Origin of the sequence: Herminiimonas sp., from assembly GCF_030645555.1 — a bacterium.
Taxonomy (GTDB): domain Bacteria; phylum Pseudomonadota; class Gammaproteobacteria; order Burkholderiales; family Burkholderiaceae_D; genus Oxalicibacterium.
On the sequence record NZ_JAUSME010000322.1, the window covers coordinates 33285 to 43625 of the forward strand.

Annotated in this window: 11 protein-coding genes; 4 read left to right on the forward strand and 7 right to left on the reverse strand. The window is 56.6% G+C overall.

Annotated features, from left to right (window positions below; translation table 11 throughout):
- Window positions 1–13: 13 nt before the first annotated feature.
- The 4 genes from mrdA to Q7T06_RS12150 form a co-directional block, all read right to left on the reverse strand.
- The gene (gene mrdA, locus Q7T06_RS12135; protein WP_304785022.1) at window positions 14–1921 is read right to left on the reverse strand and encodes a penicillin-binding protein 2; all 1908 of its coding nucleotides are present in this window, start codon (window positions 1919–1921) and stop codon (window positions 14–16) included.
- A gap of 114 nt (window positions 1922–2035) precedes the next feature.
- Window positions 2036–2551 carry a rod shape-determining protein MreD gene (mreD, locus tag Q7T06_RS12140; RefSeq protein ID WP_304785024.1) on the reverse strand — a complete coding sequence of 172 codons (516 nt, stop codon included), beginning with the start codon at window positions 2549–2551 and terminating at the stop codon, window positions 2036–2038.
- Window positions 2548–3540 carry a rod shape-determining protein MreC gene (gene mreC, locus Q7T06_RS12145; RefSeq protein WP_304785026.1) on the reverse strand — a complete coding sequence of 331 codons (993 nt, stop codon included), beginning with the start codon at window positions 3538–3540 and terminating at the stop codon, window positions 2548–2550. Before mreC ends, mreD begins: the two co-directional genes overlap by 4 nt.
- Before the next feature lie 153 nt (window positions 3541–3693).
- Window positions 3694–4737, reverse strand: coding sequence for a rod shape-determining protein (locus tag Q7T06_RS12150; protein ID WP_304785028.1), 1044 nt, complete (start codon window positions 4735–4737; stop codon window positions 3694–3696).
- 42 nt (window positions 4738–4779) lie between these two features.
- Here Q7T06_RS12150 and Q7T06_RS12155 point away from each other — a divergent pair, with 42 nt between their 5' ends.
- The 4 genes from Q7T06_RS12155 (at window position 4780) to gatB (ending at window position 8337) form a co-directional block, all read left to right on the forward strand.
- Window positions 4780–4962 carry a hypothetical protein gene (locus tag Q7T06_RS12155; RefSeq protein ID WP_304785030.1) on the forward strand — a complete coding sequence of 61 codons (183 nt, stop codon included), beginning with the start codon at window positions 4780–4782 and terminating at the stop codon, window positions 4960–4962.
- Window positions 4963–5002: 40 nt separating this feature from the next.
- Entirely contained in the window at window positions 5003–5305 is a 303-nt protein-coding gene (gene gatC / locus Q7T06_RS12160; RefSeq protein WP_304785032.1) for an Asp-tRNA(Asn)/Glu-tRNA(Gln) amidotransferase subunit GatC, read from the forward strand.
- A gap of 63 nt (window positions 5306–5368) precedes the next feature.
- Window positions 5369–6826, forward strand: a complete 1458-nt coding sequence (gene gatA, locus Q7T06_RS12165) for an Asp-tRNA(Asn)/Glu-tRNA(Gln) amidotransferase subunit GatA (RefSeq protein ID WP_304785035.1) — start codon at window positions 5369–5371, stop codon at window positions 6824–6826.
- A 50-nt stretch (window positions 6827–6876) separates the two neighbouring features.
- A complete protein-coding gene (gene gatB, locus Q7T06_RS12170) occupies window positions 6877–8337 on the forward strand; it encodes an Asp-tRNA(Asn)/Glu-tRNA(Gln) amidotransferase subunit GatB (RefSeq protein WP_304785038.1) in 1461 nt (486 codons plus the stop codon).
- 110 nt (window positions 8338–8447) lie between these two features.
- Here the strand turns inward: gatB and Q7T06_RS12175 are convergent, their stop codons facing one another.
- From Q7T06_RS12175 to pyrE, 3 genes are all read right to left on the reverse strand, one after another.
- Entirely contained in the window at window positions 8448–8786 is a 339-nt protein-coding gene (locus Q7T06_RS12175; protein ID WP_304785041.1) for a hypothetical protein, read from the reverse strand.
- A gap of 286 nt (window positions 8787–9072) precedes the next feature.
- Window positions 9073–9690, reverse strand: coding sequence for a DUF4124 domain-containing protein (locus Q7T06_RS12180; RefSeq protein ID WP_304785043.1), 618 nt, complete (start codon window positions 9688–9690; stop codon window positions 9073–9075).
- A gap of 27 nt (window positions 9691–9717) precedes the next feature.
- Window positions 9718–10341 (reverse strand): orotate phosphoribosyltransferase (pyrE, locus tag Q7T06_RS12185; RefSeq protein WP_304785045.1); only part of this gene is annotated, 624 nt, incomplete at its 5' end.

Below are 10341 nucleotides of genomic sequence, written 5' to 3' on the forward strand. Positions count from 1 at the left end.
GCACCCTATCGGTTCAATGCCCGTGTTCATCTATAGGCTCCAGTATGGGTTTGGCGGGCGCCTTGATATCAGGCCGCTTGCCCAGCAGATAAAAATCCATCGCCTGCTTGGCGATCGGTGCCGCAGACGCGGCGCCAAAGCCGCCGTTTTCGACGATCAGTGCCAGCGCAATGCGTGGCTTGTCGGCTGGTGCAAACGCAGTGTACAAGGCATGGTCGTGATGGCGATCCGATATCTTGCTGGCATCGTATTTTTCATTTTTCTTGATCGCAATCACCTGCGCCGTCCCCGTTTTTCCGGCCGACACGTAACCGGCATTGGCGAAGATGCGTGCCGACGTACCCTCCTTCGCCACGCCAACCCACGCGTTCTTGATGATATCGATATATTCCTGCTTCAATGGAATCCGGTAACTTTCCTTCGGCACGGTGAGCGTGCGCTGGCGCGTGGCGCCATTTTCTATCACCTTCACCAGATGCGGCTTCATCACCACACCGTTATTGGCGAGGATAGAGGTGGCTTGCGCCAGCTGCAATGGTGTAAACGAGTTGTAGCCCTGGCCGATGCCGATCGAAATGGTTTCGCCTGCATACCATTTCTTTTGTTCCGGTTTTCTGTAGGCAGCGGCCTTCCATGCGGTGGACGGCAACACGCCGGTGCGCTCAAACCTGAGATCGATACCGGTTTTCTGGCCAAAGCCGAAAGGCTTCATGAAGTCATGTATCGCATCGACACCGAGGTCGTTGGCCAGCAAGTAGTAATAAGTATCGCAGGATTGCACTATCGATTTATACATATCGACCATGCCATGCCCGCCCTCTTTATCATCACGGAAGCGGTGATTGCCGAAAATAAAAAACCCCGGATCGGATATCGCATCAGTCGCCCTGCGCTTGCCCAGCTCCAGCGCTGCCAATGCCATGAACGGCTTGTAAGTCGAGCCCGGCGGATATGAGCCCGACAACGGCCGGTTCAACAAGGGAAAATCCGGCGAATTATTCAGCGCATCCCAATTCTGCTGGTCTATGCCTTCGACGAACAGATTCGGATCGAAGGTAGGCATGGAAACATAGGCCAGGATATCGCCGGTTGACGGCTCGATTGCAATCAGGGCCCCGCGCCTGTCGCCAAATGCCTGTTCGACGACTTTCTGCAATTCGATATCGATAGACAATATCAGGTTGTCGCCCGGTGTCGCGGCCGTGCGCGACAGGGTGCGGATAGGACGGCCACCGGCCGAGACTTCCACTTCTTCATAGCCGGTCTTGCCGTGCAGTTGCTCTTCGTAGTTTTTCTCGAGGCCTTCCTTGCCGATGTGCTCGGTGCCGCGGTAATTGGTCGCATCGTCGCTGCCGTCAATTTCCTTTGCATCGCGCTGATTGATGCGGCCGATATAGCCGATCACATGCGAGGCGACCGCGCCGAGCGGGTACTGGCGGAACAGCCGCGCCTGTATCTCAACGCCGGGAAAACGATAGCGCTGCGCAGAAAACCGGGCAACCTCTTCATCGCTCAGGCGCACACGTATGGGCGAACTGGCCAGATTGCGCGATTCTTCCTGCAGCTTCTTGAAGCGTTTGCGATCCCTGGGCTGGATATCCACCAGCGTGGCCAGTTCATCGATCAGCGTTTCCAGGTCGCCATTGATTTTGGATGGCGTGATCTCCAGCGTGTAGGCAGAGTAATTGCGCGCCAGCACAACGCCATTGCGATCCAGTATCAGGCCGCGATTCGGCACCACCGGGACGATCGAAATCCGGTTATCTTCAGCCTGCGCGACATAATCGTTGTGCTTGTATACCTGCAGCCAGATAAACCGCGCCAGCAAACACGCGAACAGGATGAACACCACCCCGCCCGCCACCGACAGGCGCAGGCGAAAGAGGTGTAATTCGCGTTCGGTATTTTTTAATTCAGTCATTCGTTTTCAAATACCGGCCAGCCATCGGATTCCGGGCCCATCCAGAAAAGACCAGCCGGCATTCCATGTGAAAATTCTGCCACTGCCTGCATGGCGAACGGATACCCCGTCCGATCAAATCGGGCGCGTATCATCGCGATTGATCGCCCGGCGTTGCGGCGCAAGCAATATCCACGTCACCAGCGGCCATAGCAAGGCAGCCACTGCGCTCTCCGTGAAATACAGCCAGCCGGGAAATCTGCCGCCCACCATCACCCTGACGATGAGTTCCACCACCTGCGCCACCAGCAGCAGCATGAACACATGCAAGGCTTGCGTGCCGGCCGGGAACCACAATACGCGGCGATGGATCATGATGGCAAAGTAGGACAGCAAGGTATAAGCCAGCGCATTTTCACCAAGCACCGCAGCATCGTGCACATCCATCAGCAAACCCATGAAGAATGCAACGCCGATGCCAACCTTGCGCGGCTGATGCATGCTCCAGAACACCAGTATCAGCGCCACAAAATCGGGAATGCCTATCCACTGTCCCCACGGCAGCAGGTTCAGCAGGAATGCCGCGATCAAACTGACCGCGATAAAGAGCGGGCTGGCCGGCAACAGGATGTAATGTGGCTGATGATTCATCGCGAAGACGCTGCAGGCTGTGAAGCTGGTGGTTGAGCAGGCGGCACATCCATGCCTTTGCCGGACGTGCCGTTGGTTCTGCTGGCTGCGTGCCGCAGGATGCCGGACATTTTCGTGTTCTTTTCTTTCGCATCGTCGACCGGGCGAGGCGCCAGCTTGGCTTCCGACAGCAAGATCAATAGCTGGCGATTGCGATCGATACCGGCAGATGGATGACAGACGATACGCGCAAACGAATCAAGCGATTTGCTTTCCACCTGCGACACCGTGGCCACTGCCAGGCCGGCCGGATAAATGCCGTCTATACCGGACGTCACCAGCACATCGCCTTTTTGTATATCGGCATTAGTCGGCATGAAACGCAGATCCAGCTCATTGGACTGTCCGCGACCATAAGCCACACTGCGCAAACCGTTACGCACAACCTGCACCGGTATCGCCTGATTCTTGTCAGTCAACAAGGTCACTTCAGAGGTAAAGGGGAAAACCCGCGTAACCTGGCCGACCACGCCGACATGGTCAATCACCGGCTGCCCGAGCGCGACGCCATGCTGGGTGCCGCGATCGAGCACTATCTTGCGTGTAAATGCATCGCGCGTATCGTACAGAATCTCGCCCAGCACGGATTTCACCGGTAGGCGTTCGCTGGTGCCCAGCAAATGGCGCAGCTGTGCGTTTTCAGCCAGCAATTGCTGCCCCTGCTGCAAGGTGCGCGCATTGACAGTTTGCTGCACCTTGAGTTTTTCGTTTTCAGTCTGGAGATCGGCCAGGGAAGCAAAATAATCGCCGACGTAATACACGGCATCGCGCGGCGCGAGCGCAACCACCTGCAGCGGGTAGAGTGCGGTTGAAACAACCTGGCGTACAACGGCCAGGGTACGCACGTGCGAATCAACTGCCAGCAGCGCCAGGGCAATCAGGGAGAAGAACACCATCTTTGCACGTGCTGAAGCACCTTGCTTGAAGAGTGGCGGCGGGCTGTATTCCATTTATTGCTTGCGGGCGCAGCAGGCCGGAAGTGCCGAAACAAAGCTGGCTGCCGGGACATGAAGTCCGGCAGCCGCAGCCTGCGTTTCAAAGGTAGGTGCTTTCATGACATTGCGCATGTCAGCCAGTCAGATGGTGAGACGGTTGCAGGTCGATTATTCGTAAGAGAAGATCGAACCCAGTTTATCCATGCGCTCCAGCGCCATGCCGGAACCGCGCACCACGCAGGTCAGCGGGTCTTCGGCCACGATCACTGGCAAACCGGTTTCTTCCATCATCAGGCGATCCAGATCGCGCAGCAAGGCGCCACCGCCGGTCAGCATCATGCCTTTTTCAGCGATGTCGGCACCGAGTTCCGGCGGCGTCTGTTCCAGCGCGTTCTTGACGGCGGAAACGATGTTGTTGAGCGGATCGGTCAAGGCTTCCAGGATTTCATTGCTGGAAATCGTGAACGAGCGCGGGATGCCTTCCGACAGGTTGCGACCCTTGACTTCCATTTCGCGCACTTCGGAGCCCGGGAAGGCGGAACCGATTTCCTTCTTGATCGCTTCCGCGGTTTGCTCGCCGATCAGCATGCCGTAGTTGCGGCGGATGTAGTTGACGATCGCTTCATCGAATTTGTCACCACCGACGCGGATCGAGCCTTTGTAGACCATGCCGCCGAGCGAGATGATGCCGACTTCGGTAGTGCCACCGCCGATATCGACCACCATCGAACCGGTTGCATCCGACACCGGCAAGCCGGCGCCGATCGCTGCTGCCATCGGCTCTTCATTCAGGTACACCTGCGCCGCACCTGCGCCGAGCGCGGATTCGCGGATCGCGCGACGTTCCACCTGGGTGGAGCCGCAAGGCACGCAAATGATGATGCGAGGTGAAGGTTTGAACAGTTTGGTGTCGTGCACCATGCGGATGAATTGCTTGAGCATTTGCTCGGTGACGGTAAAGTCGGCGATCACGCCGTCTTTCATCGGGCGGATCGCCTCGATGTTACCCGGCACCTTGCCCAGCATCTGCTTGGCTTCCTTGCCAACGGCCATGATGGTTTTTTTGCCGTTAGGACCGCCTTGCTGGCGAATCGCCACAACGGAAGGCTCATCGAGCACTATGCCCAGGCCGCGGACATAAATCAGTGTATTCGCGGTACCCAGATCGATAGCCAGATCGTTCGAAAAGTAACTACGTAGAAATCCAAACATGAATTGTCCCGGTGCGCAACAAAGGTGCGTTTAATTAAGTAAATGAGTAAATATAAAAAGGATTTATTACCGGTGGCGGCTCAATATCAGCGCCAGCAAGGCATTAACCCGATATTCTACCTTATAATTTACCTTAAATTAGTCGGCAAAAACGCCAAAAATGTAAGCTTGATGTTCCATTTTGCACAAGCTTTGCAGGCACAAGAAGACTTTTGCGCTTCCTGATCCTTTTAACATTGAACAGCGGCCAGACCGCGATCCAACCATGTCCCTCGAACTTTCCGATGTCAAACGCCTCTCCATGCTCGCGCAAATCGAACTCACCGATGCGCAATCTGCACAAACGCTGGACAAGCTGAATGGCATTTTTGCACTGGTTGAACAATTGAGTGCCGTCGATACCACCGGCGTAGAACCGCTGAGCCATCCGATCGCAGCCTTGCTGCCGGACCTGTCGCTGCGCTTGCGCGACGACATAGTGAGCGAGCCGAACCGGCGCGACGAATATCAAAAAGTCGCCCCGGCATGCCAGGACGGCCTGTATCTGGTGCCTAAAGTCATCGAATAATCCGCATACCCATGCGCAACCGGAGCGCCAGCACGCTCCGCAACCGAACACCCGATATCGAATATGCATACCAAAACCATCAAAGAATTATCCGTCCTGCTGCACGCGAAAAAGATTTCCGCGACCGAACTGGCGCAGCTGTTTTTGCAGCGCATCAAGAGCAGCGACCTCAATGCCTTCCTGCATGTGGATGATGCGCTGACGCTGCAGCAGGCCGCGGCGGCAGATCAACGCCTTGCCAGCGGCGACGCCACTGTGTTGACCGGCATCCCGATCGCGCACAAGGATATTTTCGTCACGCGCGGCTGGCGCTCGACCGCCGGCTCGAAGATGCTCGAAAACTACACCAGCCCCTTCGATGCAACCGTGGTCGAAAACTTCAACCAAGCCGGCATGGTGACGCTGGGTAAATTGAATTGCGATGAATTTGCGATGGGCTCGTCGAATGAAAACTCCTACTTCGGCGCAGTCAAAAATCCGTGGGACAAGACGGCAATCCCGGGCGGTTCTTCGGGTGGCTCTGCTGCCGCCATTGCGGCGCGCCTGGCACCGGCATCGACCGCCACCGACACTGGCGGCTCGATACGCCAGCCGGCATCCTTGTGTGGCGTGACCGGCATCAAGCCGACTTACGGCCGCGTGTCGCGCTTCGGCATGATCGCGTTTGCCTCGTCGCTGGACCAGGGCGGACCGATAGCCAAATCGGCTGAAGATTGCGGCTTGCTGCTCAATGCAATGGCAGGCTTCGATGAACGCGATTCGACCAGCATAGAGCGCGACAAGGAAGACTTCACGCGCGACTTGAACCTGAGTTTGCAAGGCTTGAAGATAGGCATCCCGCGCGAATATTTCGGCGCCGGCCTGTCCGCCGATGTCGAACAAGCGGTGCGTGCCGCGCTGGCCGAATATGAAAAACTCGGCGCCACGCTGGTCGATATTTCATTGCCGAAAACCGAGCTGTCGATTCCAACTTATTACGTAATCGCACCGGCCGAAGCCTCATCGAACCTCAGCCGCTTCGACGGCGTGCGCTACGGCTTCCGCGCCAAGGACTACACAGACTTGTCCGACATGTATTGCAAGACGCGCGCGCAAGGTTTTGGCGATGAAGTCAAACGCCGGATACTGGTCGGCGCCTATGTGCTGTCGCATGGTTATTACGACGCTTACTACTTGCAAGCGCAAAAAATACGCCGCCTGATCGCGCAGGATTTCCAGCAAGCATTCACGCAATGCGACGTCATCATGGGCCCGGTTGCTCCGACCGTCGCATGGAATCTGGGCGACAAGGCTGATGACCCGATTGCGAATTACCTGGCCGATATTTTCACGCTGTCGACCAGCCTGGCAGGTTTGCCCGGCATGTCGATTCCCTGCGGCTTCGGCCAGGGCGAAAAGAATGCAAAGCGCCCGGTCGGCTTGCAAATCATAGGCAACTACTTCGCCGAAGCAAAATTGCTGAACGTCGCGCATCAATATCAGCAAGCGACTGACTGGCATCTGCGCCAGCCGGCAGAATAAAGACGCAGCCCGCACAATTCAATACGCTAACTAGCGAGTAAGGAAACATCATGCAGTGGGAAGTCGTAATCGGTCTGGAAACGCATACGCAGTTGACGACCAAGACCAAAATTTTCAGCGGGTCGCCTACACAATTCGGCGCCGAACCAAACACGCAAACATCGCCGGTCGACCTGGCATTGCCCGGCTCCTTGCCGGTGATGAACCGCACCGCAGTCGAACGCGCAATTCAATTTGGCCTGGCAATCGGCGCAACGATAGCGCCGCACTCAGTCTTTGCGCGCAAGAATTATTTCTATCCCGATCTGCCCAAGGGCTACCAGATCAGCCAGATGGATCTGCCTATCGTGCAGGGCGGCCGCGTTTCGTTTGCGATGGAAGTCGACGGCAAAACCGAAATCCGCTCGGTGCAATTGACGCGCGCGCATCTGGAAGAAGATGCCGGCAAGTCGCTGCATGAAGATTACCAGGGCATGACCGGCATAGACCTGAACCGCGCCGGCACGCCGCTGCTGGAAATCGTCACCGAGCCCGACATGCGCAGCGCAACCGAAGCCGTCGCCTACGCCAAGGCCTTGCACACGCTGGTGACCTGGATAGGCATTTGCGACGGCAACATGCAGGAAGGCTCCTTCCGTTGCGACGCCAATGTATCGGTGCGCCCGGTCGGGCAAAAGGAATATGGCACGCGCTGCGAAATCAAGAACCTGAATTCATTCCGCTTCATGGAAGATGCAATCAACTATGAAGTGCGGCGCCAGATCGAACTGATAGAAGATGGCGGCCGCGTGGTGCAGGCAACGCGCCTGTACGATCCGGACAAGAAGGAAACACGTGAAATGCGCAGCAAGGAAAATGCGCACGACTACCGCTACTTCCCCGATCCTGATTTGCCGCCGCTGGTCATCAGCGCAGCATGGATAGCACGCGTGCAAGCCGAGATGCCGGAATTGCCGGGCGCCATGCGCGACCGTTTCGTGCGCGATTACGCATTGTCGGAATACGATGCCGCCGTGCTGACGCAATCGAAGGCGATGGCAAATTACTTTGAAGCCGTGACGGCGATCGCCGGCAAGGAACAAGCCAAACCCGCCGCCAACTGGCTGATGGGCGACGTCGCCTCGACACTCAATCGCGAAGGCATAGAGATCGCCGCCGCACCGGTCGCCGCAGCGCAACTCGCCTTGTTACTGCAACGCATCGCCGATGGCACGATTTCCAACAAGCTGGCGAAAGAAGTATTCAGCGCAATGTGGGAAGCCAAATCGGATAGCGCTACGCTGGCCGATGAAGTGATCGAGTCGAAAGGCTTGAAACAGATTTCCGACAGCGGCGCACTGGAAAAAATCGTCGATGACGTATTGGCTGCAAACGCCAAATCGGTGGAAGAATTCCGCGCCGGCAAGGAGCAGGCTATCAATGCCCTGATGGGACAGGCGATGAAGGCCAGCAAAGGGAAAGCCAATCCGGCCCAGCTTACCGAGCTGTTGAAGAAAAAACTGACGGCTTGATTAAGCAAGCCAAAAATAAAAAGCGCGCTCCGTAAAACGGGCGCGCTTTTTTCATTTAAAACATTAGCCAAGCTACCGCGCTTACCCAAGTCGACACCGGAACTCGGCTTTCAACCACTGGCCTCCACTATCGAGGCAGGCGTCCACAGCCAGGAACTCGCGGAAAATGGGGAAACGGCCAGTGCCAATGAAAACGCAAGGATGAAAATGGGCAATTTGCTGACTGGCCGGCTGCCGCGAAATAGGAAAAAAATACCGAAACCTGCGAGCACGGCGGCCACTGACCATACTGAAAAACTTCCTGCACTAAAAAGCCAGGCAGAAGGGTGGCCATCCGCAGCACTGCTTGCGACCCAGGCGCGATGCGCTGCATTATTCAGGCAAAGCAGGCCCAGGGCTACAAAAGCCAGCAGACCAAACCAGCGAATCACAATTCTCGCCATCGACATAAACTCAATTTTTTAAATGATGAATAAGCAGAGCGTGCTGGATAAGCCGGCCGCCTGCTCATAGGGAATCCGCCCAGTCGTTGACTACAAGCAGATGCACTGTGCGCGCAGCATTACGCGCCTGAAACAACTTTACGGATGGGGCTGATGATAGATACAGCGAGCCTGTCACGCCATCCCATGAATATGGGGCCGCAATTTAAATGCGAATATCGATCAGGCTTTCTTGATTTGAACAGAGCACATGCCGGGCTTCCGGCATGCCTGTCCATGGATACCGATGTACTTATCGGGATGAAGCAGTTTTTGAAATTTCGCGGTAACGCAGCAAGGTCAAATCGTATTTCGCATCGACGCGCATGAGTTCGACTTCGCTTTCATGCAGCCTTAGCTTCAGATCGCGCGCGCCTTGCTCGGCCCGCTCCAGCTTGTATTGCAAACCTGCCGACACAGGGCCGCGCTTTTTTTGCGCCTCGACTGCAGCCTGCGCTTCTTTCCATTCTTTGTCGACATTCGACAAAGCCTTTTTTTGCTGGGCAATCTGTTCGCTCACGACGCTGGTATCGCGCTTGCGGGCCTGTGCAATATCGTCTTCGCTGCGGTAACGGGAGACCAGCGCGCGATCCGCTTTTTTCTGCTCCTCGGCGGCCAGACGTTCGGCTTTTTTCTTTTCTTCCTGCAAAAGTTTTTCGCGGCTTTGCTCGGCAGTCAGCGGTGCAGAGATATCCCTTTTCACCGCGCCATTGTTGCCGTACTCGCGTATTGCACGGTCTGCGCATTCCGGGATAGGGCGATCTGAAGTCAGCGTGCGGCCAGATGCATCGCGGCACATGAAAATGGCGGCATCTGCATATGCCGCCTGCATCAGCGAGAGGAAAACCAGTGTCTTGACTGCGCCCTTCATTGCACTCCCTGGAAAGAAAAGACTGCCTTAACTCACGCCGTACCTTTCACGGTAAGCGGCAACCGCATCCTTGTACTGCGCCTGCTCCGACCCTGCGCCTGCAGTCGAAAGATACTCAAACAAATCCGACAGGTTGCCGATCGATACGACCGGTATGCCATAGGTATTGCTGACTTCCTGCACCGCCGAATGTGCCGAAAGCGCATTGTCGGCGCCGGAGCGTTCCATCCGGTCCAGCGCGATCAACACGGCGCATGGCGTCGCACCTGCGGCGCGTATCATGTCGACCGATTCACGCACCGAAGTGCCGGCGGAAATCACGTCATCGATGATCACCACACGGCCCTGCAGCTTCGCGCCAACCATCGTGCCGCCTTCGCCGTGGTCCTTGGCTTCCTTGCGGTTGAACGCAAACGGCACGTCCCGCCCCTTGTGGGCCAGCGCTACTGCCGTCGCCGATGCCAGCGTGATGCCTTTGTACGCCGGGCCGAACAGCATGTCGAACTCGATGCCCGAATCGATCAGCGTCTGCGCATAAAACTCTGCCAGCCTTGCCAGCGAGCGACCCTGATTGAACAGGCCCGCATTGAAAAAGTAGGGTGAGGTGCGACCTGCCTTGGTGACAAATTCACCGAAGCGCAGGACGCCGGT

Bases quoted from the DNA above. Each gene is read 5' to 3' on its own strand.
- mrdA (WP_304785022.1), bottom strand. From the start codon at position 1,921: ATGACTGAATTAAAAAATACCGAACGCGAATTACACCTCTTTCGCCTG.
- mreD (WP_304785024.1), bottom strand. From the start codon at position 2,551: ATGAATCATCAGCCACATTACATCCTGTTGCCGGCCAGCCCGCTCTTT.
- mreC (WP_304785026.1), bottom strand. From the start codon at position 3,540: ATGGAATACAGCCCGCCGCCACTCTTCAAGCAAGGTGCTTCAGCACGT.
- Q7T06_RS12150 (WP_304785028.1), bottom strand. From the start codon at position 4,737: ATGTTTGGATTTCTACGTAGTTACTTTTCGAACGATCTGGCTATCGAT.
- Q7T06_RS12155 (WP_304785030.1), top strand. From the start codon at position 4,780: ATGAGTAAATATAAAAAGGATTTATTACCGGTGGCGGCTCAATATCAG.
- gatC (WP_304785032.1), top strand. From the start codon at position 5,003: ATGTCCCTCGAACTTTCCGATGTCAAACGCCTCTCCATGCTCGCGCAA.
- gatA (WP_304785035.1), top strand. From the start codon at position 5,369: ATGCATACCAAAACCATCAAAGAATTATCCGTCCTGCTGCACGCGAAA.
- gatB (WP_304785038.1), top strand. From the start codon at position 6,877: ATGCAGTGGGAAGTCGTAATCGGTCTGGAAACGCATACGCAGTTGACG.
- Q7T06_RS12175 (WP_304785041.1), bottom strand. From the start codon at position 8,786: ATGTCGATGGCGAGAATTGTGATTCGCTGGTTTGGTCTGCTGGCTTTT.
- Q7T06_RS12180 (WP_304785043.1), bottom strand. From the start codon at position 9,690: ATGAAGGGCGCAGTCAAGACACTGGTTTTCCTCTCGCTGATGCAGGCG.